Source organism: Marinobacter sp., from assembly GCF_048266785.1.
Lineage (GTDB): Bacteria > Pseudomonadota > Gammaproteobacteria > Pseudomonadales > Oleiphilaceae > Marinobacter.
In genome coordinates this window covers 20,446-43,901 of record NZ_JBLWYX010000010.1, presented here as the reverse complement: position 1 = coordinate 43,901, position 23,456 = coordinate 20,446, and the positions used below count along the sequence as shown (strand labels likewise).

The window sequence follows — 23,456 nt, the reverse complement described above, 5'->3', positions numbered from 1 at the left end:
GAAATCTCGCGATCCTGCGCCAGCGAATAGAAGAGCGCTCCCCGCAAAAATGGCGATGTTAACAATCTTGTTTGAATACATGCTCAGCATGAAGGAAAGCATGATGACGGCCATTGCGGCGCCCATATAGAACGCCATGTAGACACGGCTCTCGCTGTAGTACAGGTGCTCCCATGCATAGGAATTTGCGTACATCAGACCGAACATTACGATTGTGGAGGTGGCGATCATGCCGAAAAAGCGCCAATATGACATGCAGACTCTCCTTTGATTGCATTCGCAAACAATGTTCCCGCGCCGGAAGTTCCGTCCGGTTTGAGTTTAGAAAGTATAGGCGGCCTTTTTCATAGATCAACCACCTGATGTGATAGATAAGAGGCAAACAATTACAGCTGAAACACCGGCCGGAAACCACCACCAGGCGTACGAAAGTTGGTGGTCTGGCCCTGGTACACACGGGCAGCGGAGAGCAAATTTTTTTGCGTAGGTGTAAAGGCGTTTTCCGTTAGGCTTTGAAAGGGTTGGGTGTAGATGACGCGACGCTTATTCCGGAGATCGACCCGGTAGATAATAGGTTTGTCTCGGCCATCGGCCATCGGATGCAGGGGTACGCGGTTGTCCGAATCCCTTAAACAAAAAATCGGTTGTTGCTCTGCGAGATGAAGTTCACCTAGAGATCCGCTCGTCAAGATTGATCGCCTAAAAGGTATGGTCGTGAGCAATTTCTGCTCGATAACCTTTCCTATCTTTGGCCTTGATTCCGGTCAAGTAAATACATGTTTAACGGCTGTGTTCAGGCCCGTTTCAGTTTTGTGTGTTGGACTGCCAGGTAATGACCACGCACGGGCGAAACCCTTGTCAGCCGGATCGGAAAACTGTACTGAAGCCCTCGTACTAAAAAGGTGACGCAATGAAACATCCGTTTTGCAAACATTGGCTTGTTGGACTGACCATCAGCGTTACGATGAGTTTGCCGCCGATGGCGGCCGCGGATACTAGCCGGGCATATGTTCCCATGGGAATGGCCGATTCCGTGGACGTTATTGATTTGGAAAGTCGTCAGGTGACGGCGTCAATTACCGGAACAGTGAATACTCACGGTTCCGCACTGACCCCGGAAGGGAGGTATCTGGTTGCAGGCAGTCTGTCTGCTCATGAAGGCCAGGAACCGGTAAGCCGCCCCGAAGGCGTAACAGAAGACGAACACGCGGCCCATCATGGCGGCGGCACCACTGCAGTATCGGAAGACTCGAATACCGGGCTGCTCTATGTGGTGGATACTGCGACGAATGAAATTGTTCGAAAACTGGAGGTTCCAGGGCCGGTACATCATGTTGTGGTGACCTCGGACGGTCGCTATGCCGTTTCGACTCATCCCATGGGAGGCGGTATCAGTATTGTTGATCTGGATTCCGGAAAACTGGTTAAAAGCGTGGCGACGGGACCTGCTCCCAATTACGTGGTGGAAACGGAGGGCGGGAAGTCTCTTCTGGTCAGCAATAGTGGCAATGGCACTATCAGTGAAGTGGACACCGGGCACTGGTTCGTCAAACGCAACCTGCGGGTTGGTGGTGGCCCCGAACATATGGTGCTCGCTCCCGACAACAAACGGCTCTATGTCAATGACGTTGCGTCTGGCCAGGTTGCTGTCGTTGAGCTTTCCGGTGGCACCGTGGCAGCAACGTACGAAGTCGGGTACGAGCCCCACGGCGTTGGGTTGAGCGAGGACGGCCAGATACTTTACGCAACCAGTAAGGGCAGCAACCGGATTGTCCGCATTGAGCTCGCCAGCGGAGCCCGACGCAGCGTAACGCTGGCCCCGGCACCCTATCACCTGGCTGTATCGCCGCATGATGGCCAGCTATTGGTTACCAGCCGTGCAGAGAGCAAGCTTTGGATACTCGACCCGGAATCCCTCGACATAATTGTTGAGATTCCGCTGAAAGGCATAGGCCACCAAATATCGCTTGGGTCCCATTAATATCGTGTTTTTGCCGCTGTTGCCTTTTCCCTAAAAGGAATTACTCATGGATCGACGTTTCGAGATCACTTTGGCAATTTTTGCCGGGATCGCGATGGTTTTGCTCTGGAGTGACCACAAAAATCACCTGCTTGGCGCGCTGCCCTGGCTGATACTTCTTGCCTGCCCTTTGCTCCATAAGTTTATGCATGGGGGGCATGGTAAGCATGACCATGGACGTCAATCTGACGAAGGTGACAAGTAGCGCAAGGAAACAGTGTATGAAATGCTTACCAATGATTACTTTTCTTGGTGTTTTTCCGAGCATTGCGCTTGGTGCTGCCCCCTCGGCCGAATCATTGATTGAAGGGATGGAAAACACCCTGTGGTCGGACAGCAACCACGGTCGATTTACCATGCGCATCGAAACCGAATATTGGGCCCGGGAGTTGAACCTGGAAGCCTGGATGGATCGACCCGAAAAGGCACTGATCCGCATTCATGCTCCCAAAAAGGAAGCCGGGATTGGTTCGCTGCGCATTGGCGACGCCATGTGGAACTACCTGCCCAAGGTGGATCGCACCATCAAGATTCCCCCCTCCATGATGCTCCAGCCCTGGATGGGGTCCAACTTCAGCAACGATGATCTGGTCAAGGAAAGCTCCTTTGTCGACGACTATATCCACGAAGTGACCGGTAGTGAAGAGGCCGGCGGGGTGACGGTGTATCGCGTGGTTTCAACCCCGAAACCCGACGCGCCTGTGGTCTGGAGTCGCCTGGAGTTTCAGATCCGTGAGGATCATATTCCGGTCGCAATGATCTATTACGGAGAGCGAGATAAGGCGGTCAAGACAATGGCCTACAGCGCCATCGACTCCCTGGGCGGTCGGCAAATCCCCACACGCTGGACCATGGTGGACGCGGACAACCCTGAATCCCGTACCGTGATCGAGATCGATTCTATCGAGTTTGATCTTCCGCTGGACGACGACCTGTTCAGCCTGCGCCGCCTGCGCAACCCACAGTAAGGCATCCTCATGACACTCGTGAATGTCGAACACACCTCCCGCGTCTACCGACAGAACAGTATGGCGGTGAAAGCCCTGGACGATGTGTCCGTGACCGTCGGGGCAGGGGAGTTCACCACGCTGGTGGGGCCGTCCGGCTCCGGCAAGACCACTCTGCTTAATCAGATCGGCGCCCTGGACGAGCCGTCCTCCGGTCGCATCGAGATCGACGGCCAGGAAATCACCGGCCTGAGCCGCAAAAAACGTACCGTTTTGCGGCTTTGGAAGATAGGTTTCGTGTTTCAGGAATACAACCTGATCGGCGTGCTCTCGGCCCAGGAGAACGTGGAGTACGTGCTGATGCTGCGCGGTGTCCCGTTTCGCGAACGCCGCCAGCAAGCCCGAGCCACTCTCGCCGAAGTGGGGCTGGAGGGCCTGGAAACCCGCCTGCCCAATGAGCTCTCTGGCGGCCAGCAGCAGCGGGTGGCGGTGGCCCGAGCCATTGTCAGCAAACCGGCGATTGTGTTGGCCGACGAGCCCACGGCCAACCTTGATTCCAAGACCGGTGCGGCCCTGTTGGATATGATGCGTCGGCTCAACGAAGAGCACGGCGTCACCTTTGTGTTTTCCACCCACGATCCCATGGTCATGGAGCGGGCCCGGCGCGTGATCCATCTCAAGGACGGTCGAATTGAACGCGACGAGCGCCGCACATGATGGCTTGGCCACGCCTGGCCCTGGGCAACCTGCGGGCTAACCGGCGACGCACTGGGGTCACCCTGCTGTCTCTGATTGTCGGCGTGGCGGGTCTGGTGTTCCTGTGGGCCTTCATCGACGGCATCAACACCCAGATGATCAATAACATGACCGGTTACGTTACCGGTGATCTGAAGGTTCACAAGCGCGGGTTCCACGACGAACGGGAAATGAACATTGCCATACCGCAGAAATGGGATCTTACGCAGGCGGTGGCGGAGACCGAAGGAGTAGCGGCCGCGGCCCCGCGCCTGACCGGCTACGCGCTGGCCAGTCTGGCCGAGCAATCCCGGACGATACAGTTGATCGGCGTTGATCCCGCCAGAGAAAAAGCCGTGACGCGCCTCGACCGCTCGCTGGTGGCGGGCCGTTACCTGCAGTCCGGCAACGAGATCGTCCTCGGCACTGGTGCGGCCCGAGCTCTGGAAGCTGGTATGGGTGACGAATTGGCTCTGGTGGTGCAGGCCGCCGACGGTTCCATCGGTGCCGACCGTTTTACCGTGGTGGGGCTGTTCGAAACCGGCGTTAAACGCATCGATGGCCGGGTGGCTCAGATTCCCCTGGAGGCCGCCCAATCCCTCTATGCGTTCCGGGGCCGGGTCACCGAAGTGGCTGCTCGGGTAGATGATCCCGACCAGTTGAAGAGTGTGATTGCTCGCTTGCAACCGCAATTGCAAACGCGGCAGGTGGAAGTGCTGGGCTGGCCTGAGCTGATGCCCTCGCTGGTGCAGATGGTGGACTTTCACAATGCGGTGACCTACATCGTTATCTTCGTAGTGTTCGTGGTGGTGGCCGCTGGTATCGTCAACACCATTTTAATGTCGGTGATGGAACGCGGGCGGGAATTCGGGGTCATGATGGCTGTGGGCACCTCCGGCTCGCGCATCGTGCAACTGGTGTTGCTGGAAACCTCGCTGCTGGCCCTGGTGGGCTACGCCCTCGGCCTCGCCCTGGGGCTGGCGGTGACCGCCTACTTTGCCAACCATGGCCTGGACTTCAGCGCCTACATCAAAGCCATGGACACCATGCCCGGCCTGAGCGGCATCGTCTATCCGACCACCAGCCCTGATCGCTGGGTGATCATCGGCGTTGTAGTGATCGTGGTGGCCCTGCTGGCGGCGATACTCCCCGCCTGGATCGCCAGCCGCCAGACGCCTCTGGAGGCCATGGATGCCCACAAAAGCGCCATTAACCGGTTGCGTCGTATCCACACCGAGGTGACCTCCAACCGGACGTTCGTGATCTTCGCTCAGATGGCCCTGCGCTCGGTTTTCCGCAACCCGCGCCGTTCGCTCATCACCGCCTCGGCTACAGCCTTTGGCTTGGCCGCCTACCTGTTTTTGTACGGTTTTGCCGACGGCTTCTTTGAGCAGATGATCCGCAATTCCACCCAACAACTGAGTGGCCACGTCCAGGTGATGGCGAAGGACCACGAGGTGGATCTCTCGCCCCAACTGCGTATCGACAACGTGGCTCGGCGGTTGACGACGCTGGCTGAGCAACCGGAAGTGCAGGCCGCCACTCCGCGTGTTGTGCTTAGAGGTATGGTTGCCAATTCGAAGACCAGCCAACCGATGGAACTGGTGGGCGTAGCACCGGGTCAGGAACAACAGGTTACCGATCTGGCCCGCTACATGGTGGAAGGCCAGTACGTTCAGGCGGGCGGGGATGGTATCGTCATCGGCCGAAAGCTGGCAGACGAACTGGATGCCCGCCTGGATGACAAACTGGTGGTAACCGTCCAGCAGGCCGGCGGAGACCTGGCATCCAGTGCATACTCGATCCGTGGAATTTACCGCACCGGCAGCGACCTGTTTGACAGTGAATATGTGTTTGTAAGCATTGCTCAGGCACGTCAGTTAGTGGACTTCTCCCCGGATCAGGCATCGCGTATTGTTTTGCGCCTGCAGGACCGTGCCCAGAGTACGCCGCTGGCCCAACGGCTCAATCGTGAGTTTGCCGGCACGCCGCTGGTGGCTCAGGACTGGGAAACCCTGCTGCCGATTGTGGTGCAGATGATTGAAATGAGCCAGATTGACTTCTACCTGATCCTGAGTGTTGTGTTCGTGGTGGTGGCCATTGGTGTCATGAACACCATGGTGATGTCGGTTATGGAGCGAACCCGGGAGTTCGGTGTCATGTTGGCCTTGGGTACCCAGGGTCAGCAACTGGTACTCACTATCCTTTTCGAGGCCTTGTTCCTGTCGCTGATTGGTATGGTGGGCGGGGCGCTTTTGGGTGTGCTTATCGTCGCCTGGCTGGCTCGCGACGGCATCGATCTCTCTGCTATCGCAGGTTCTTTCGAGACAATTCCCGGCATCACCGACAAAGTGTATCCAGTGCTTATTCTCGATCATGTCTGGTTGCCCAGTCTGTTGCTGTTTCTCTGCTCGGTTCTGGTGGCTTTGTACCCTGCGCGGCGAGCGGCCAAACTGGATCCGGTGGAGGCCATCCGCCATGGTTAAACTTACGGGCCTGATACTGATTATGATGTCAGCGTTTTCGGCTCCGTGGGTACAGGCAGGTTTCGGTACTGGTTTCGATACTACTTGGACCCTCAAGAACCTGACCCTGGGTTCGCGTTCGTTGATCAACGACAACCCCTATGTGTCCAATGTCACTCGGATGCGCCTGGAGCCGCAATACCGGCAACAGAACTGGAGCTTTCAGGCGGCCTATGACCTGGAGTTTCTTTCTGGCAGTTTTCTCGATTCACCGGAGTTTGCCCTTCTCAAACAGGCCCGGGATCCTCGTTACTGGGCGCTACAGGACAAGCTTCTCGAGTCAGGCGAGCTTGTCATTCGCCACCAGCTCTATCGAGGAACACTGCAATGGCGATCGCCGGTGGGGGACTTCAGGTTGGGGCGCCAGCAGATAAACTGGGCCACGACCCTGATCTGGAATCCGATGGACATCCTCAACCCAGTGAGTCCGCTGCAATTGGAGCCGGATGAGCGAATCGGAGTGGATGCCTTGTTATGGGACAAATCCTGGGGTGCACTGGGGCGCATCAGTGCAGTTTACGCCCCACAACATAGTGCCAATGAGTCAAGCAGCGCGTTGCGGGTCAAGCGATTTATAGGTGGAATCGATGCCAGCGTGATGGCCGGGGAGTTCGCTGACGTGACCAAAGTGGGCATCAGCGGCAGCGGTTCAGTGGCTGGTACCGGATGGCGTACCGAAACGGTCTGGAGCGACCGTGAAGAGGCGGTCGGCTACTGGCAGGCGGTCGCCAATCTCAACTGGTCCCTGCGCAACGGTGTCAATCTGGCCCTGGAATACTATTACAATGGGAATACGGTGCAGCCGCGAACGCTTGAGGTGAGTCGTTTGACGTCTGGCGAACCCCACGACGCAGGGCGTCACTACACCGGTGTGCTTGTCTCGCAGACTATCAATCCACTTTGGGATTATCGGGTCGTGGTGATACGCAATGCTGATGACGCCAGTTGGGTGCTCTATCCCCGGTCAACGTGGACTCTGCCGATGACGCAGGAAGTTTATCTTACCGCTGCAGCGCAATGGTTTGGTGGTGACGACGACAGTGAATTTGGGAGGCTGGAGCCCTTGGCTCTGCTGGACGTCCAATGGTTTTTTTAGTATCTCGCGTAAACCAGAGACCTGGGCCGAGCCCTTCGATGCGCGCCGAGGAGAACGTTCAGCGTATGTTCGGGAAAAAGCAATAAGCCACGTTCCCCAAGCGTGGCTGTAAAATGCTTCATAATATCAACGCTCATCGTTTTTGAGTGCAATGCCGTTATAATAGTTTCAGTTTTTTGAATTTTGATGATCCATTAGTTCAGATTTGCTCATTTTCATGTGCATCTGTTTGTGGTGGGTACTTAGAGTCTCCGAATTTACACGCTCGGCTGTTTTGTTCGGATAGCTTCGAGCTTCATTTATTCGATCTGCCAAACCAGAATTGGCATACGCCATAGTAGAGAACAAGGATGTTATTGCTGCTGCGATAATAAATTTCTTCATTTTGAACTCCTCACTCCGAATTACCGAAAATTACTATAGTAATTCAGTTTGGTTTCAGGTTTATGTGTTGTAATCCGCATTGCTAAAGGCGTCATCAGCGCGAAGTTGCACTAGTGATCCTTTAGCTTTTGCGAGTTAATTTAGCCGCAGGAGTTATCCTGCGGTGTTTTTTTGACCCTGTTCCACCGCTTGGTGGTATGCTTTGCCTGCTTCTGTTCCTATCATCATCCGTCGAGCTTCCATACCCTGTTCGGACAAGCCGTTGAGCATCATCTCTTTGTGAAGGCGCTGCATATCCTTATTTTTCAGGATATTTGCCTGCGTCGTTTCTTTGTCCATACCGTTATGCATTGAATTCATGTTTTTTTGCATTGATTTCATATTGCCGTGCATTGGATTTCCACTTCGGCTTTCATTTGGCATATTGCCAGCAAAAACTGCGGTGGATAAAGTAACTGCGGCTAAGAATATAATCGCATTTTTCATATCGTACCTCCTGATTGGTTAGTGGATTTATTTAATCACCTCTTCCTGAACTCATCCTGAAATAAACTATAAAATAATCGTAATTATTTTTGATATTTATCAGTGATTAAGGATATTTGATTCAGATCAAAAAAACATAATAGGTTTTTAAATTTCAGTTTGAGTTCAGATAATGATTCTAAGATTCTTCTCTGTGCGTAAAGTTACTGGAGAATGAAACTTGAATAATTTTCTTCGTGTATATAAGGCAGCTGTAATGAGTGCTTTGTTTTTAACCAGTCTTGGTATTTCTGCTGAACCGAGACTCGCTCTTGAAGATGCCATTGATATTGCGATTCGGGGAGACCCCTGGTCAGCCCAAAGCATCCAATTGCAGAACGCACTACTCGATGAGTCTGTCGCAGCAGGCGCCTTACCGGATCCACGGGTTACGCTAGGCGCCGCAAACCTTCCCACGGATACCTTCAATACCGGTCAAGAGAGCATGACCCAAGCCACTATTGGTCTCAGCCAGCGATTTCCCCGTGGTAATAGTCGGTATCTTGCCCGCGACAAGAAGAAAGAGCTCGCGGAATCCCAGTCGTTTCAGCGGGAGAATCGACAGGAATTGGTGGTCAGGTCGGTAACTTACCTGTGGCTTGAGCTTTGGAAAGCTCAAGAGAGTGTTCGATTGATTGAAAGCAATCGAGGGCTTTTTGAACAGTTGGCAGACGTTGCGGAAGCCGGATACACCTCAACGATGAACGGTTCACGGCAGCAGGATATCATCCGTGCGTCTCTTGAGTTGACGCGTCTTGATGACCGCTTAACGGCGCTTCATTCCCAGATGGAAACAGCCCAGGAAGAGTTGGGAGAGTGGGTTGGTACTGACACCTTCCGTTTGCAGGTAAGCGAGCGTATCCCCCCGAATCTGTTAGCCCGGCTTCCGAGCCCAGCGCTTGATGTCAGTGATAACTCCGTGATCACTCACTCTTCAATTCGCGCCACAGACCAGTTGATTGATGCCGGGTCTATCGATGTTGAGCTGGCGCGCCAGGCTTACAAGCCGGAATGGACACTGTCCGCACAGTATGGATATCGGGATAAAGCCCCGAACGGGCAGGATCGGGCGGATCTCTTTTCATTCGGGATCGGGTTTGATCTGCCTATCTTCACTGGCAATCGCCAGGATCGCACCGTGAGCGCGGCAATCGCGCGCGTGGAAGCTGCGAAGTCTGATCGGATGCTGCAAGTTCGGCGAATTAGAGCCGAAGCTCGTGCGGCGGCCGCCCGAATTAATCGGCTCGACGACCGCATCAGGCTTTATGAGCAGACGCTGCTTCCGCAAACAGCGGAGCAGGCCAATGCAGCGCTCTCAGCTTACAACAACGATGATGGCGATTTTGCCGAAGCCGTACGTGCGCGCATCGCGGAACTCAACGCACAAGTTGATTTTATACAGATGACGGCTGAACGTGCCAAAAACCTTGCGACCTTCCGCTATCTCACCGTTGGTACTTCTGGCCCCCCCTCGTTTTCACTGAAAAATTCCCAGGATTAACAATCATGGCAAATGTTATGCGCCCATTGGGCTTTTTGTTGTTAGGCGGCGTGGCCGGGGTGGCAGCGACTTATTGGCTTGCCTCTGACGTTCCAGAGGCTGCTGTGGTTGAGTCCACCAGCAATGCAAGTAAAGAACCCTTGCACTGGGTAGCGCCCATGGACCCCAATTTCAAGAGTGACAAGCCGGGTAAATCACCCATGGGGATGGACCTGATTCCGGTCTATGCCGATAGCGGATCGGGTAAAGACGCCCCTGGTACCGTTCGCATTTCTCCGAGTGTGGTTAATAACCTGGGCGTGAGGACTGGCCCGGTCACCCAGGGTCGGCTGCCGAATGACATAACGACGGTGGGGTACGTTCAATATAGTGAAGATGATATGGCTCATGTCCATCCTCGGGTTGAGGGTTGGATCGAGAAGCTCTATGTGAAGGCGGAAGGCGAACCGGTGGAGAAGGGCAAGCCACTCTACACACTCTATTCGCCCACATTGGTCAACGCTCAGGATGAACTGATCCTGGCGTTAAACCGGGGCAATGAGCGTTTGGTTAATGCTGCCAGGGAACGACTTACGGCTCTCAATGTACCGACAAGCTTGATCCGCAAAATCGCGAAAACCCGGGAAGTACGGCGTACGTTAACGGTGTATGCGCCCACCTCTGGTGTTATCGATAACCTCAATGTACGTGAAGGTATGTTTATCAAGCCGGGAGATCGAGTTCTTTCCGTCGCTGCACTGGATGAAGTTTGGGTTATTGGCGAGGTATTTGAACGTCAGTTGTCTTCCGTGGCATCCGATAATCGCGTGGTAATGACGCTGGACTATTTGCCCGGGCGTCGATGGACCGGGAAGGTGGACTATGTGTACCCGGAGGTTAATCCCAAGACCCGAACAGCCCGGGTGAGAATGCGTTTTGACAACACCGATGGCACCTTGCTGCCGGGCATGTTTGCAGAGCTGAACATTCAGGGCGCCCGTACCGGCCGGCAACTGCTGGTGCCTCGGGAATCGGTTATCCGAACGGGCCAGAGCGATCGACTGGTGCTGGCATTGGATGGCGGCGCGTTCAAATCCGTCACTGTGAAGGTCGGTCGTGTTGGTGAGCAGTACGCCGAAATCCTTGAGGGTGTAATGTCGGGCGATACGGTGGTGACATCCGCCCAGTTCCTGATTGATTCCGAATCCAGCAAGACCTCGGATTTTCTCCGTATGTCGGCCATGCCCGCTGATTCGATGGATCACGGCAATATGGATCACGGTAATATGGACCATGAGGGGGCCAACTGATGATTCAGTCGATTATCTATTGGTCTATTCGAAACCGCTTTCTGGTGCTGCTGGCGAGTTTATTAATAACAGGGCTGGGGCTGTACTCACTCAGTAAAACCCCGGTCGATGCGCTTCCGGATCTGTCCGATGTGCAAGTTATCATTAAAACCAGCTTTCCGGGACAGGCTCCACAAGTAGTAGAAGACCAGGTCACCTATCCCTTGACGACAGCCATGCTGTCGGTTCCTGGTGCGGAAACCGTGCGTGGCTATTCGTTTTTTGGGGACTCCTACGTTTACGTGATTTTCGATGAAGATACCGATATGTATTGGGCTCGCTCCAGAGTTCTGGAGTATCTGTCCCAAGTGGCACCCAACCTGCCTGATTCAGCGCGGCCTCAGTTGGGCCCGGACGCCACCGGTGTTGGCTGGGTTTATCTCTATGCGCTGGTTGATAGGACAGGGCAGAATGACCTGAGTCAGTTGCGCAGTCTCCAGGACTGGTTTCTGAAGTACGAACTGCAAACCGTGCCTGGTGTTTCAGAGGTTGCTGCGCTTGGCGGCATGGTGAAGCAATATCAGGTCAAGGTGAGCCCGGAAAAGCTCCGCGCCTTGGGGATTCCGCTGTCTCTTATTCAGACGGCGATTAAGCAGGGGAATCAGGAAGTCGGGGCGTCGGTCATCGAAATGGCGGAAGCGGAATACATGGTTCGTACCTCTGGCTACATTCAATCCCGGGAGGACCTGATGGTGATTCCGCTTGGCCTGGATGTGAATGGCACGCCGGTTCTGCTTCAGGATGTGGCCAGTGTAGAAGTCGGGCCACAGATGAGGCGCGGTATTGCCGAGCTTAACGGCGAAGGGGAGGCCGTCGGTGGCATCGTGGTGATGCGCTTTGGCGAAAATGCTCAGGAAACCATCAATGGTGTTAAGGCCAAGCTCGGCGAACTGCAATCGAGCTTGCCTGATGGCGTTGAAGTAGTCACGGTTTACGATCGCTCGGGCCTGATTGAACGGGCTGTCAATAATCTCTGGTTCAAGCTGCTGGAAGAGTTTCTGGTGGTCGGCCTGGTCTGTATCGTCTTTCTGTTCCACGTTCGCTCTTCGCTGGTGGCAATCCTCAGCTTGCCGGTGGGTATTCTGACGGCGGTTATCGTCATGTACTGGCAAGGCATCAATGCCAACATTATGTCTCTGGGCGGTATCGCCATTGCTATCGGCGCCATGATCGATGGGGCCATCGTGATGATAGAGAACATGCACAAGCATATGGAGCGAACGCCACTCACACCGGAGAATCGATGGGAGGTTGTCGCCAGGTCTGCCTCTGAAGTTGGCCCGGCGCTGTTTTTCTCACTATTAATCATTACCGTCAGCTTTGTACCGGTGTTTGCGCTTGAGGCACAGGAAGGGCGAATGTTTGCGCCATTGGCGTTCACTAAAACCTACGCTATGGCAGCCAGTGCCGCGCTTGCGGTGACGCTGGTTCCGGTACTGATGGGCTACTTTATTCGGGGTAAAGTGTTACCCGAACATAAGAATCCCGTAAACCGTCTGCTGGTCGGTGCCTATATGCCGGTGTTGAAGCTGGTGCTCAGGTTTCCCGTTTCGACAGTGTTGGCTGCAATACTGGTGTTGGCTATAGGCCTGTGGCCTGCAACCAAAATCGGTAGTGAATTCATACCCCCGCTGGACGAAGGGGACTTGATGTACATGCCCACGACCTACCCGGGAATCTCAATCGGCAAAGCCCGTCAGTTACTCCAGCAAACGGACAAACTGATTGCGACGGTACCGGAAGTGGAAACTGTATTCGGCAAAGTAGGGCGCGCGGATACGGCGACAGACCCTGCACCTTTGACCATGATTGAAACCTTCATTCAGCTCAAACCTCGAGATCAGTGGCGCGAGGGCATGACCACAGACAAGCTCAAACAGGAACTCAACACACTGATTCGTTTTCCTGGTGTGACCAATGCCTGGGTAATGCCCATCATCACCCGCATCGACATGCTGGCGACGGGCATCAAAACACCCGTAGGCATCAAAATCGCCGGCCCGGATCTGGCTACCATCCAGAATGTCGGAAAACGCCTTGAGGAAATTCTGGCAGACGTGCCCGGCACGGCTTCGGTTTATTCAGAGCGCGTAGCGGGTGGTCGATACATTAAAGTGGATATCAATCGCGAACGTGCTGCACGTTATGGCCTGAATATCGCGGACGTACAGCAAGTGGTTGCCTCGGCGATCGGTGGGATCAATGTCTCCAGAACCATCGAAGGCCTTGAGCGCTACCCCATTAACCTTCGTTATCCCGAAGACTATCGGGATTCGCCGGAAAAGCTGGAACAGCTTCCCATAGTCACGGCCTCAGGCCAGAGGATTGCGCTGGCTGATGTTGCCGATATCCGAATAGAAGATGGGCCGCCGGCGATCAAAAGTGAGAACGCTCGTCTTAACGGTTGGTCCTTTGTGGATATAGAGGGTGTCGACGTGGGCACGTATGTTGAACAGGCAATGGCGACCGTGCAAGCAGAACTGGATCTGCCAGCAGGTTACTCCATCGCCTGGTCGGGCCAATACGAATACATGCTCCGCGCTAAAGAAAAGCTGACCTACGTGGTTCCCTTAACACTGGCGATTATCATCATCCTGCTGTTTCTGAACTTCAGAAACTTTACGGAAGTGGGCATCATCATGGGCACGCTCCCGTTCGCAATGATCGGGGCTGTTTGGCTGATGTATCTGTTGGGTTATAACTTCTCCGTTGCGGTGGGTGTTGGTTTCATTGCGCTGGCCGGTGTCGCCGTAGAGATCGGTGTCATCATGCTGGTGTATCTCAATCAGTCCTACCAGGCAATGCTTGAAACCTGTGAGAAGAAAGGCCTGACGCCCAGAAGGGAAACGCTCCGCCACGCGGTACTGCACGGCGCCGGTATGCGAGTGCGACCTGTGATGATGACTGCCGCCGCGATCGTCGGTGGTCTGGTTCCGATTATGGTTGGCACCGGAACGGGTTCTGAGGTGATGGCGCGTATCGCAACGCCCATGGTGGGTGGCATGATCACTGCCGTCATTTTGGCGCTGTTGGTGATTCCGGTATTGTTTTATCTGTGGAGGCGGAAGGCTCTGTCCAACTAAATTGTCATCAAAGTGTAAGGGCTCTCAATCAATTACGAGCTCTTGTACTTTTCGAATCAGGTTTGACGGCGCACTGCATCAGCCAGCATGAAGGTCAGCCATGAAAATTCTACTCGTTGAAGACGACAAGCTACTCGGTGACGGTATTGCTGCGGGCATTGCCCAATCGGGCCTGGCTGTCGATTGGGTATTGGATGGGCAGCAGGCTGATACTGCGCTCGCTACAGGCAACTACGATGCTGTTGTGCTTGATCTTGGCCTTCCCAGCCTGCCTGGTATGGAGCTTTTGAGGCGAGCCCGCGCCATCGGAAAAACCTTACCGATTCTGATTCTGACCGCTCGTGATGCCGTGGAGGACCGGGTGGCCGGCCTGGATGCCGGTGCCGACGATTACCTGGTGAAGCCTTTCGATCTTACTGAATTACAGGCACGACTGCGGGCATTGCTGCGTCGCTCCAAGGGACATGCCGAACCCGTTATCAGCCACGGAAACCTCCGGGTCGATTCCGCCAGTCATTCGGTGTATTGGTCTGGAAACCCGGTTGATCTCTCTGCACGTGAATTCACGATTCTGCACACATTATTGCTCAATGCCGGACGAGTCATGTCAAAGGCACACATCGAAGAGCAGCTTTACGGCTGGGGGGAGGAAATCGAGAGCAATACGATCGAAGTCTTTATACATCATCTGCGCCGAAAGCTGTCGCCACAACTGATCCGTACTATCCGCGGTGTCGGGTACATGATTGAGAAAATCACACCATGAGGTCATCGCTACGTTGGCGTCTTTTTACAATTCTTGCGGTATCCGTACTGCTCGCCTGGATTGCGACCGCGTTATTCACCTACCTGGATGCGCGCCGTGAAATCGGCACCACGCTTGACGCCCGGCTGGTGAAAGCGGCTGAGCAGATCTCAGTGCATCTCGACAACACGGAAAATGTCAGTGCGAACCCACAACAAATTCGTGACTATACCGGCACCATCCTGCAGGTCTGGCAGCGTGACGGTTCTTTACTGCTCGACTCAACTACGGCTCCTGAAGAACGATTGGGCACACAGCGTGATGGTTTTGAAAGCACCACTCTCAAGGGTGTTCACTACCGTATCTATAGCCAATGGGACAAGGCCGGTCGTCTTAATGTGCGCGTAGCTGAGCGCTATGAATTACGCGATGCACTGGCCGAAAGCGTTGCGAGCCACCTGCTGCATCCCCTGTATTTTGCTGTACCAGCGCTGGGCATACTGATTTGGTTATCAGTTGGTGCCGGGCTAGCGCCTTTATCCCGTTTTACTCGTGAGGTAAAGCAGCGTGAACCGGACAAGCTTGAACCACTTGATCTCTCTGGTACCCCCCGTGAAGTTATGCCATTGCAGGATGCGCTCAATGCTCTTTTCGCCCGCCTGCAAGTGTCACTTGAGTACGAACGACGCTTCACGGGCGATGCGGCTCATGAATTGCGCACACCGTTAGCAGCCATAAAGACCCAAGCACAGGTGGCACTTGCTGCGCGCGATTCGGAACAATTGGAGCATGCGCTGAACAGGATAATCCATGGCACAGATCGCGCCGCTCATCTGATTGAGCAATTGCTTGTGCTTTCGCGTCTTGATCCGGAACAGACATCAGTTGACCAACAACCAATCAAACTTTATGCAGTGGTGAATGAATGTGTCGCTTTGCATGCACCGGTGGCGATGCGTAAGGGTGTGGACTTGGGATTTGAGGCAGATGATGATGGGTTGGTACTTGGCGATGCAGCCATGCTTGCGATTCTTATGCGTAACCTCGTTGATAATGCCGTCCGTTACACGCCTGCTGGTGGGCAAGTGGATGTTCGAATTAAGCGCACCGGTAATGAAGTATTGCTTCAGGTTGTTGATACCGGCCCAGGAATCCCGGAGGAAGAGCGAAATGTGGTGGCGGCGCGGTTTTATCGCTTGCTTGGCAGTGGTGAGGACGGCAGTGGACTGGGACTTTCGATTGTAGAGCGTATAACGAAGTTGCATGGAGCTTCGTTAACGTTTGACGATAGTGATGCCGGAGAGGGTCTGGTTGTAATCGTGCGTTTTGGCGCAGTGTCAGTATAACAACGGTCGATCTTTCAAATTACGAGTTTATATTGGCTGTAACCGGCTTCCTTAAGCGGAAATTAAGGTAGGTTTGAGATACTCCTTTCCAGCCGAACAAACGGTGACCTCAAAGGAGAATTTCATGAACATCAAATCCGGACTTTCGACGTTTGCAACCATCACTGGCATGGTGTTCAGCCTGACTGCAGTCACTACGATGGCAGCACCGGCGAATAACGAACACGAGCACGACGGCCATGGTTCGATGGAGCTGAGGCTTGATAACGGTAGTAAGTGGGCTGTTGATGCACCGCTTAGTCGTGCCATGAACAACATTGGAAGCGCCATGCATAAAGATATAGGCGCCATTCATTCTGGCGAACTGGCAGAGGAAAAATATGCCGCACTGGCCAAGAAAATCAATAATGAAGTCAATTACATGGTTGAGAATTGCAAGCTTGAGCCTGAGGCGGATGCCCAGCTCCACCTGGTTATTGCCGAATTGGTGGAAGGTTCAACCGCAATGGAAAACAAAGCCAATGCGCGGTATGGCGCGGTGAAAGTCATGGGCGCGATCAAAAGTTACGTTACCTATTTTGATGATCCGAATTTCAAACCGATTGAGCATTGATCATTAGCCTGGTACACCAGCCCAATAGAGGGTCTGGTGTACCAGTGATACGCCTCACCCGTCAGTAAACATCTTCCAGGTAGCGCCCTTCGGCTCTTAACTCATCTACGTCCATGCATAAGGGTTCGAGAATCGAGTCAAATACCTGTTTTACACCCGCGGCCATATCCCGGCCGCCGCATACCAATATCTGTGCGCCTACCTCAATCAGTTGTCGCAACGAGGCTTCATCAGCAACGATGGCGTCCTGAACGTAGGCATTTTCTGCCGATCTTGAAAACGCAGTATTCAACCTGGTAAGCCGCTGGTCATCCAGATAACGGCCAAGCTCTGGCTGATAGAGAAAATCCGATTGCGGATTACGGCCGCCCCAGTACAGGTACATGGGGTTGCGTTCCGTATTTTTTCGGATGAAGCCGGCAAGTGGTCCGATGCCCGCACCCGCCCCAACCAGAATAGTGGGTGTAGTTCCTCCTGCTGGGCGAAAGCCGGGGTTATGCTGCACAAATCCGTTAATCCGATCTCCCGGTTTGAGGCTGTGCAGATACCCTGAACAAAGGCCATTAGTCTGTTTTCGGACACAGATTTCCAGCTGGCCGTCCGACGAAGAGGACGCCAGCGAATAAAACCGTGCGGCTTGATCTCCGGGGGGCGCAACCCCGAGCAGGTCGCCAGCCTCAAAATCCGGTAGGTGTTGCCGGTTTCGAAAGGACAGTCTCTGCCACAGGTTTCTGTCACTTTGTACCGGCTTGAAGCGCAATATGCTGGTAGGCGCATTCACAGCAACGCCGTAGTCCACACGCTCAACAAGCTCGAACTCCGATGTAACGGCAGGCGCGGGATTATGAGTCAGTGCCAGCGCAATGCCCATGTGCTCGCCAATCACCTCGCCCCATTCCCGAAACTCCAGTGTGGAACCACGATTAATTTGCCTAACGGGATGCATTTGCTGCAGGCCTTTGCTGCCAAGGGCCACATCCACATCCAGCGCATACTGGCAGAATTTCGGGAACTGTTGGTCGCCAAACCCGAGAACCACATACTCCAATCCGTCATCCGCCTTAAACTGTTCAAGCCGAGTCATGAAGTGACTGGCGGAGGAGGGCGCGTCACCGTCACCATAGGTTGATGTCAGAACGAAAAGCACAGAGGCCTTCGGGTAATGCTCCGCCAGGTCATTCATGGGTGCGCAGAGCACTTTCTTACCTGCCTGATTGAGTTTGTTCTGGAGGTCTTTGGCAAAACCCCAGGTGGTATTGCCTTCCGAGCCCACCAGAATCACGGCATCAGCTGCTTCGATGCTGGCGCTTTCATCCAGGCGTATGGATGATGAGCGCCGCTGCCACCAGATTCGTAGCCCAGTAAACGACAGCACCGGCACTGTCAGCGCGACTATCCCAAGAATCGGACCCAACCACCACAAGCCTTCACCCGTATGCAGCCGAATCATCCAGTGATGAAACTGGCTGCCGTCAGAGCGTGGCTGGTACTGCAGCAGTTCACCGGTTGACTGATCAACGAACCCGGAACCCGCGGTGGTGCTCAGGGAATAGACGTCAGTGGGGTCATCCGGATAGGGGAACACCAGCTCACGCAGCTCATTGATATCCAAATTCTTTAGCGCGTTCAAAGAGCCTGCCGGTGCCCGCGTGCCGCCTGAGACCTGCGCCGGAAACGATGGCTCCGTATTGGCGGCCTCTGGTAAAAGGCCAAACCTTACCGCAGACATATAGCTGCCGGTCAGCGCCGACAGCAACAAGCCAATCACGGCAAATCGTGCCAGCTCGGCGTGAATCCGCGGGCTACCGGAACCGGCAATAGGCCGTAACATTGCCTTCCAGCCCCCCAGGCGTCGAGCCAGCAGAAGCGTTCCGGACAGACAGATCAATACCATCAGTGCCGCCAACACTCCAGCCAGCATTCGGCCGACATCATCCATAAGAAAAGATCGGTGCAGGTTCTTTACCCAGCGCAAAAATGCCGATGGCTGGTAGGGGGCAATGCCTTCACCCGTCAGGGGGTTAACCAGGTCGGCACCTGGCTGGCCATCACGATTGTAATAAACGACGACTTCGCCTGAGAGAGAACTTTCGATCTGTTCCGTGCGCGGATATTGGGCCACTACGCGCTCGGCCAGATCAGCCACGCTCAGTTGACCGGCAGTTGGGACAATCGCGGCCGAGCGCTCAAGTGCCGGCACTACGGAAAGAACAACTCCGGAGGTCGCCAGCACCACCAAAAACAATGCGGCGACCAATCCGGGTAAACCATGGAGCTTGCGCAACATAAATCCGGCTCCTGTCAATTACTTGAGGGTATAGACAAAGGAGTGGACATAGCCACGGCCAGAAACCGTCTTTCCAGAACCTTCAGTGGTCAGAGGCACTACCACATCCGAACGGTTGTCACGCATATCTTCAACTGAGGTATCAACACGAACCTGGTAGCCCGAATCAATCAATGCGTCTTCAAGCTCCAGGGTCACTTTCAGGGCACGCCCACTGGTCACACTGGCACCGGTCAGGCCATCGTATTCAGCCTGGTTCAGACCGCTGCCCCGTGCCCAGTCACGCAGGTGCTTGTAATATTTGCTCTTCTCACCAGCAATCCAGAGAGTCCCCTGGTACTTGCCATCGGCATCGGTAAGGTAGAGCGCAAGGTAAGCCCCGTCACCACCATAATCACTCAGTTGCGTGGTAAAGGTGACTTCCCGGGCCTGCGCGTAAGCCGGCAATGCCATTGCAGTCGTAAGCCCCAGAGCAAACAGAAACTTTTTCATGATGTGATCTCCTTTGGTTACTCAACAGTCACGCTGGGACGGCCTTTGACGATGCCCTTGCGCGGAACCCGCTCTGCGTTGGTCGGCTCGCTGTCGTTCCGCGATTTGCCACGATGGTCGTCATCGTCATCGTCGTCATCCTCCCGCTCGATTTCCATCAGCTCAAAGGTCGCTGGAGAGTACTCAGCTTCCACGCGATCTCCATTTGGATCCCTTCCTTTAACCTCGTAACAACCGTCGTCCACCTTGATGCGGAACACTGTCCACCCTTCGGCTTCCAACTGTTTCCGGAGGTTTTCGCGTGGCTGCCATCCGGCAACCGGATCATCGCAATCATCGTCAGCCAAGGCGCTGCCGCTTATTAACAGCAGTGACAGGCTGATCACAATAGGTTTGATATTCATGGCATGTCTCCCGTTGAATCGGTTTAATCAACCCTAAGGTTTTTACCTGACACTGGCCTGAACAGGCGTCCAGACAACAGGATGACTACCGGGTAGTTGAGCGCTTCAGGCTGCGGTCAGGTAACGGCTGTAGTATCTTTTGATCATGATCATGGTCAGGTAAAGGATAAAACATGCGGGTATTGTTGGTTGAGGATACAACCGGACTGGGTGAAGCAGTGCGGGACCAGATCAGCGAAGATGGTCATGCGGTGGATTGGGTGCAAAGCCTCGGTTATGCGGATGCCAGCGTGAAAGCCACCACTTATAACCTGGTTTTGCTCGATTTGATGTTGCCAGATGGCCACGGTTTTGATTTCTTAAAAAAACTGCGGGCACGCGGTGATGCAACACCCGTGATTATTCTGACCGCCAGGGATCAGGTGTCAGACCGCATTGCAGGGCTTAATGCCGGTGCCGACGATTACCTGGTGAAGCCTTTTGATTTATCAGAACTGTCCGCCCGGGTGGCCGCCGTGGCGCGACGCTATCGTGGCAACCCGAACCCCTTTGTGCATATCGGAGATCTTTTGGTGGATCTTGGTGACCACCGCATCAGCCGCAATGGCCAACCGGTCGAGCTTACCGCTCGGGAATGGGCATTGTTTGAGGGCTTTCTGCAACGTCCCGGAATACTGCTATCGCGAGCTCAGCTTGAAGACCGGCTGTACGAATTCGGGGCCGAAATTGAGAGCAATACCATCGAAGTCTACATCAGCCGTATGCGCAAAAAACTGGGGCGCGATTCCATAGTGACCGTCAGAGGAATGGGATACAGGCTGAGGTCTTATGACCACTAAAATCAGTTTACACAAAACCCTTGGCACCTGGCTCACCCTCGGCGTGACCTCGCTCTGGCTCGCCGGCGTCATAGCTTCAGGCCTGGTCGCCCGGCACGAAATGAACGAGGTGTTCGACAGCGCATTGAAGGAAACCGCGCAACGTATACTGCCATTGGCGGTGACCGATATACTGAACAGGGAAGGGGACGCGGGCCTGCAGCGGGCATTGGCCCTGAAAGAGCACGATGAGTATCTCACCTATCTGGTTCGCGATGCATCAGGCAAGCTCCTGCTACAATCCCACGACGCAGATCCCCGAACTTTCGGTGCCAAACCCCGAGAAGGATTTTCTGAAACGCCAACTCACCGGATATACGGGGAGGGCGCCATCAGCGATACCCTGTACATTGAGGTTGCCGAACCTATGGCCCATCGTCGCGAAGCCGTTCTGGAAACGAGCCTCGCATTGCTCATTCCACTCATAGTGCTGATTCCGATCAGCCTGATTGGGGTGTGGTGGGTGATAAAACGGTCACTTCGTCAGGTCGTTCTATTGCAGCAATCGATAGAAGCCCGTGGTGGTAGTGACCTTTCTCCCGTGGCAGTGAACCGTCTGCCAGAAGAGTTTGAACCTATCATGGTGTCGGTCAATCGCTTACTGGAGCGTTTACGCAGAGCGCTTGAAGCCGAGCGAAGCTTTACCGCTAACAGCGCCCATGAATTGCGAACCCCACTGGCGACAGCGCTGGCAAAACTTCAGCGGTTAAAGACGGAAACGGAGGACGCCAGAGTTAAAACGCGAGCCGGTGAAATCGAAGAATCTCTTCGCACCCTGTCCAGGTTATCGGAGAAGCTACTCGAACTGGCAAAGGCTGAGGGTGGCAGCGCGCTGTCAGAAACCTGCAACGACCTTGTGCCCATACTGCAAATGATCGTCAATGACTACGAGCGTACTGCGCCCGGCCGCCTCAAGCTGGAACTGCCTGACGACAGCGTAACGTCGGCACTCGATCCCGATGCCTTTGCCATCCTGGTAAGAAATCTGCTGGAGAATGCGCTCAGACATGGTGCTAGCGACCGGCCAATAAACATCAGCCTTACAGGCGATGGCACCTTAAGGGTGGCCAATGAGGGTGAGGTTGTGCCGCCAGAGAAACTCGCCTTGTTGCGCAACCGCTTTGTGCGTTCCGATACAACAACTGTAGGATCCGGCATCGGGCTTGCAATTGTCGACGCCATCGCTGGTGGTGCAGGTATTACTCTGAATCTCCGATCCCCGGCCTCGGGTCAGTTCGACGGCTTTGAGGCTGAACTTAATGTTGCCATGGTCGACATGGACAGTTGAAGGCTCGCGTGGCATTCAGGGAAACTATTCAGTGGCGTGCCCCCATGTCTGAGGAACTGACTACTTTTAAATCGAAAAAGCGTCCCTCCCACTCGGCAACCCAATCCACTAAAGCCTCTGCAGGCATGGGCCTGGCGATAAAATAGCCCTGCGCCAAATCGCAGCCAGTGGCGCGCAGGAAATGCCAATCGTCCTGATTTTCCACGCCCTCAGCCACCGTCTTCATGCCCATTTTTTTCGCCATACCGAGGCTCGCTTCGAAAATGGCTCGTAGCGACGCATCCCGACAGGCACCGTGAACGAAGCTCTGGTCTATCTTGAGTTCGTCGAAGGGAATGTCGCGCAGCTGCTTAAGCGAGGAGTGACCGGTACCGAAGTCATCGATGGACAGGCTAATGCCCTTGAGACGCAGGCGTGAAAGGATGTCCAGAGAGGCCAGGGGGTCATTCGTTAACCTGCTCTCGGTCACCTCAAGTATCAGGTTTTCCGGGCTAACTCCCGCTCCGGCCGCGGCACGTACTACTAAATCCGGGAAATCCAGGGAAGCAAGATTGACCATGGAAATGTTCACTGCGACGTGCAACATCAGTCCCTCTTCCTGCCAGTGGCGAGCCTGATACAGGGCGTTTGACAACACTGCTTGCGTCAGATCGTCAATGAGCCCGTGTTCCTCTGCCGTGGCAATAAACTGGTCAGGAAAAACCAGCCCGTCCTGAGGATGCAGCCAGCGAACCAGCGTTTCCACACCGGTCACCCGACCGGAGTCAATGGCTACCTTGGGCTGATAGTGATTGACCAGCTGTCTATTGGTGATAGCCTGCCGTAGTTCATCGGGGCCATAGAGCCTGGGTAGGGGGCGGGGCGGCCTGATGGTATGGCTGAGCTTATCTGCCAGTATCGATTTTAGCTGTTCGGGTGCAACGGGTTTATTCAGGATTCCAAACACATTGAGCTTATGGGACTTGGCGAGGTTTTCCACGGTCCTGAGAATGCGCTGGTCCTCGCCACTTACCAGCACCAGGCCGCCAGCGTAATGGGTACGCGCTAAATGGCGCACGAATTCCACACCGTCCATCTCCGGCATTTGCAAGTCACAGAATATCAGCTCGACAGGTTCGGTGCTGGCTTCCAGCGCCACCAGGGCGTCTTTAGCGTGCTCGTGGGTGATAACCTCCGCAAAACCCAGATTTGCCAGTTGCTGTTTAAGCAACTTGAGCAAAAAGGGGTCGTCATCAATGAGTAGCGTTTTCACGGTTCCT

General features: G+C 54.5%; 20 protein-coding genes and 1 pseudogene. 14 read left to right on the top strand and 7 right to left on the bottom strand.

Annotated features, from left to right (window positions below):
- Positions 1-21 precede the first annotated feature (21 nt).
- A pseudogene (locus ACN0V1_RS14070) lies at positions 22-255 on the bottom strand (DUF305 domain-containing protein); the annotation flags it as partial.
- Between the two features lie 655 nt (positions 256-910).
- Here ACN0V1_RS14070 and ACN0V1_RS14065 point away from each other — a divergent pair.
- The 6 genes from ACN0V1_RS14065 to ACN0V1_RS14040 are packed head-to-tail and all read left to right on the top strand — an operon-like array spanning position 911 to position 7,323.
- On the top strand, positions 911-1,981 hold the full coding sequence (locus ACN0V1_RS14065; RefSeq protein WP_417545592.1) for a YncE family protein: 1,071 nt from the start codon (positions 911-913) through the stop codon (positions 1,979-1,981).
- A gap of 46 nt (positions 1,982-2,027) precedes the next feature.
- Positions 2,028-2,225: a DUF2933 domain-containing protein gene (locus ACN0V1_RS14060; protein WP_417545591.1), complete on the top strand. Its 198-nt coding sequence runs from the start codon at positions 2,028-2,030 to the stop codon at positions 2,223-2,225.
- 16 nt (positions 2,226-2,241) lie between these two features.
- Positions 2,242-2,988, top strand: coding sequence for an outer membrane lipoprotein-sorting protein (locus tag ACN0V1_RS14055; protein ID WP_417545590.1), 747 nt, complete (start codon positions 2,242-2,244; stop codon positions 2,986-2,988).
- 9 nt (positions 2,989-2,997) lie between these two features.
- Positions 2,998-3,684, top strand: a complete 687-nt coding sequence (locus tag ACN0V1_RS14050) for an ABC transporter ATP-binding protein (RefSeq protein ID WP_417545589.1) — start codon at positions 2,998-3,000, stop codon at positions 3,682-3,684.
- The gene (locus ACN0V1_RS14045; protein ID WP_417545588.1) at positions 3,681-6,188 is read left to right on the top strand and encodes an FtsX-like permease family protein; all 2,508 of its coding nucleotides are present in this window, start codon (positions 3,681-3,683) and stop codon (positions 6,186-6,188) included. Before ACN0V1_RS14050 ends, ACN0V1_RS14045 begins: the two co-directional genes overlap by 4 nt.
- Positions 6,181-7,323, top strand: a complete 1,143-nt coding sequence (locus ACN0V1_RS14040; RefSeq protein WP_417545587.1) for a hypothetical protein — start codon at positions 6,181-6,183, stop codon at positions 7,321-7,323. The genes ACN0V1_RS14045 and ACN0V1_RS14040 overlap by 8 nt, the downstream gene beginning before the upstream one ends.
- 168 nt (positions 7,324-7,491) lie before the next feature.
- Here the strand turns inward: ACN0V1_RS14040 and ACN0V1_RS14035 are convergent, their stop codons facing one another.
- Positions 7,492-7,707, bottom strand: a complete 216-nt coding sequence (locus tag ACN0V1_RS14035; RefSeq protein WP_417545586.1) for a hypothetical protein — start codon at positions 7,705-7,707, stop codon at positions 7,492-7,494.
- A gap of 153 nt (positions 7,708-7,860) precedes the next feature.
- Entirely contained in the window at positions 7,861-8,193 is a 333-nt protein-coding gene (locus tag ACN0V1_RS14030; RefSeq protein ID WP_417545585.1) for a hypothetical protein, read from the bottom strand.
- Positions 8,194-8,449: 256 nt separating this feature from the next.
- On the opposite strand from ACN0V1_RS14030, the gene ACN0V1_RS14025 reads away from it, so the two are divergent.
- The 6 genes from ACN0V1_RS14025 to ACN0V1_RS14000 all read left to right on the top strand — a co-directional run bounded on the left by ACN0V1_RS14025 (position 8,450) and on the right by ACN0V1_RS14000 (position 16,848).
- Positions 8,450-9,733 (top strand): TolC family protein, encoded by a 1,284-nt coding sequence (locus ACN0V1_RS14025; RefSeq protein WP_417545584.1) that lies wholly within the window; start codon positions 8,450-8,452, stop codon positions 9,731-9,733.
- A gap of 5 nt (positions 9,734-9,738) precedes the next feature.
- Positions 9,739-11,022, top strand: coding sequence for an efflux RND transporter periplasmic adaptor subunit (locus tag ACN0V1_RS14020; protein WP_417545583.1), 1,284 nt, complete (start codon positions 9,739-9,741; stop codon positions 11,020-11,022).
- The gene (locus tag ACN0V1_RS14015) at positions 11,022-14,144 is read left to right on the top strand and encodes an efflux RND transporter permease subunit (RefSeq protein WP_417545582.1); all 3,123 of its coding nucleotides are present in this window, start codon (positions 11,022-11,024) and stop codon (positions 14,142-14,144) included. Before ACN0V1_RS14020 ends, ACN0V1_RS14015 begins: the two co-directional genes overlap by 1 nt.
- A gap of 100 nt (positions 14,145-14,244) precedes the next feature.
- Complete coding sequence (locus tag ACN0V1_RS14010) at positions 14,245-14,910, top strand: response regulator (protein ID WP_417545581.1); 666 nt, start codon at positions 14,245-14,247, stop codon at positions 14,908-14,910.
- Positions 14,907-16,235, top strand: coding sequence for an ATP-binding protein (locus ACN0V1_RS14005; protein WP_417545580.1), 1,329 nt, complete (start codon positions 14,907-14,909; stop codon positions 16,233-16,235). The genes ACN0V1_RS14010 and ACN0V1_RS14005 overlap by 4 nt, the downstream gene beginning before the upstream one ends.
- Before the next feature lie 124 nt (positions 16,236-16,359).
- On the top strand, positions 16,360-16,848 hold the full coding sequence (locus ACN0V1_RS14000; RefSeq protein WP_417545579.1) for a hypothetical protein: 489 nt from the start codon (positions 16,360-16,362) through the stop codon (positions 16,846-16,848).
- Between the two features lie 61 nt (positions 16,849-16,909).
- Here the strand turns inward: ACN0V1_RS14000 and ACN0V1_RS13995 are convergent, their stop codons facing one another.
- From ACN0V1_RS13995 to ACN0V1_RS13985, 3 genes are read right to left on the bottom strand one after another with little or no spacing between them, the layout of a single operon-like run.
- Positions 16,910-19,135 carry a PepSY domain-containing protein gene (locus tag ACN0V1_RS13995; protein WP_417545578.1) on the bottom strand — a complete coding sequence of 742 codons (2,226 nt, stop codon included), beginning with the start codon at positions 19,133-19,135 and terminating at the stop codon, positions 16,910-16,912.
- Positions 19,136-19,153: 18 nt separating this feature from the next.
- Positions 19,154-19,627 carry a DUF2271 domain-containing protein gene (locus tag ACN0V1_RS13990; protein WP_417545577.1) on the bottom strand — a complete coding sequence of 158 codons (474 nt, stop codon included), beginning with the start codon at positions 19,625-19,627 and terminating at the stop codon, positions 19,154-19,156.
- Positions 19,628-19,644: 17 nt separating this feature from the next.
- A complete protein-coding gene (locus ACN0V1_RS13985) occupies positions 19,645-20,031 on the bottom strand; it encodes a PepSY domain-containing protein (protein WP_417545576.1) in 387 nt (128 codons plus the stop codon).
- 173 nt (positions 20,032-20,204) lie between these two features.
- On the opposite strand from ACN0V1_RS13985, the gene ACN0V1_RS13980 reads away from it, so the two are divergent.
- Entirely contained in the window at positions 20,205-20,870 is a 666-nt protein-coding gene (locus tag ACN0V1_RS13980) for a response regulator (RefSeq protein ID WP_417545575.1), read from the top strand.
- Positions 20,860-22,197, top strand: coding sequence for an ATP-binding protein (locus ACN0V1_RS13975; RefSeq protein ID WP_417545574.1), 1,338 nt, complete (start codon positions 20,860-20,862; stop codon positions 22,195-22,197). Before ACN0V1_RS13980 ends, ACN0V1_RS13975 begins: the two co-directional genes overlap by 11 nt.
- 28 nt (positions 22,198-22,225) lie before the next feature.
- Here ACN0V1_RS13975 and ACN0V1_RS13970 read toward each other — a convergent pair whose 3' ends face one another.
- Complete coding sequence (locus ACN0V1_RS13970) at positions 22,226-23,449, bottom strand: EAL domain-containing protein (RefSeq protein WP_417545573.1); 1,224 nt, start codon at positions 23,447-23,449, stop codon at positions 22,226-22,228.
- Between the last annotated feature and the right edge of the window lie 7 nt (positions 23,450-23,456).

Excerpts from the sequence above, each read along its gene's own strand:
- ACN0V1_RS13985 (WP_417545576.1), bottom strand. The coding sequence starts at position 20,031 with ATGAATATCAAACCTATTGTGATCAGCCTGTCACTGCTGTTAATAAGC.
- ACN0V1_RS14020 (WP_417545583.1), top strand. The coding sequence starts at position 9,739 with ATGGCAAATGTTATGCGCCCATTGGGCTTTTTGTTGTTAGGCGGCGTG.
- ACN0V1_RS13990 (WP_417545577.1), bottom strand. The coding sequence starts at position 19,627 with ATGAAAAAGTTTCTGTTTGCTCTGGGGCTTACGACTGCAATGGCATTG.
- ACN0V1_RS14050 (WP_417545589.1), top strand. The coding sequence starts at position 2,998 with ATGACACTCGTGAATGTCGAACACACCTCCCGCGTCTACCGACAGAAC.
- ACN0V1_RS13995 (WP_417545578.1), bottom strand. The coding sequence starts at position 19,135 with ATGTTGCGCAAGCTCCATGGTTTACCCGGATTGGTCGCCGCATTGTTT.
- ACN0V1_RS14055 (WP_417545590.1), top strand. The coding sequence starts at position 2,242 with ATGAAATGCTTACCAATGATTACTTTTCTTGGTGTTTTTCCGAGCATT.
- ACN0V1_RS14010 (WP_417545581.1), top strand. The coding sequence starts at position 14,245 with ATGAAAATTCTACTCGTTGAAGACGACAAGCTACTCGGTGACGGTATT.
- ACN0V1_RS14040 (WP_417545587.1), top strand. The coding sequence starts at position 6,181 with ATGGTTAAACTTACGGGCCTGATACTGATTATGATGTCAGCGTTTTCG.
- ACN0V1_RS14015 (WP_417545582.1), top strand. The coding sequence starts at position 11,022 with ATGATTCAGTCGATTATCTATTGGTCTATTCGAAACCGCTTTCTGGTG.
- ACN0V1_RS14060 (WP_417545591.1), top strand. The coding sequence starts at position 2,028 with ATGGATCGACGTTTCGAGATCACTTTGGCAATTTTTGCCGGGATCGCG.
- ACN0V1_RS14005 (WP_417545580.1), top strand. The coding sequence starts at position 14,907 with ATGAGGTCATCGCTACGTTGGCGTCTTTTTACAATTCTTGCGGTATCC.
- ACN0V1_RS14045 (WP_417545588.1), top strand. The coding sequence starts at position 3,681 with ATGATGGCTTGGCCACGCCTGGCCCTGGGCAACCTGCGGGCTAACCGG.
- ACN0V1_RS14065 (WP_417545592.1), top strand. The coding sequence starts at position 911 with ATGAAACATCCGTTTTGCAAACATTGGCTTGTTGGACTGACCATCAGC.
- ACN0V1_RS14035 (WP_417545586.1), bottom strand. The coding sequence starts at position 7,707 with ATGAAGAAATTTATTATCGCAGCAGCAATAACATCCTTGTTCTCTACT.
- ACN0V1_RS13975 (WP_417545574.1), top strand. The coding sequence starts at position 20,860 with ATGACCACTAAAATCAGTTTACACAAAACCCTTGGCACCTGGCTCACC.
- ACN0V1_RS14030 (WP_417545585.1), bottom strand. The coding sequence starts at position 8,193 with ATGAAAAATGCGATTATATTCTTAGCCGCAGTTACTTTATCCACCGCA.
- ACN0V1_RS14000 (WP_417545579.1), top strand. The coding sequence starts at position 16,360 with ATGAACATCAAATCCGGACTTTCGACGTTTGCAACCATCACTGGCATG.
- ACN0V1_RS13980 (WP_417545575.1), top strand. The coding sequence starts at position 20,205 with ATGCGGGTATTGTTGGTTGAGGATACAACCGGACTGGGTGAAGCAGTG.
- ACN0V1_RS14025 (WP_417545584.1), top strand. The coding sequence starts at position 8,450 with ATGAGTGCTTTGTTTTTAACCAGTCTTGGTATTTCTGCTGAACCGAGA.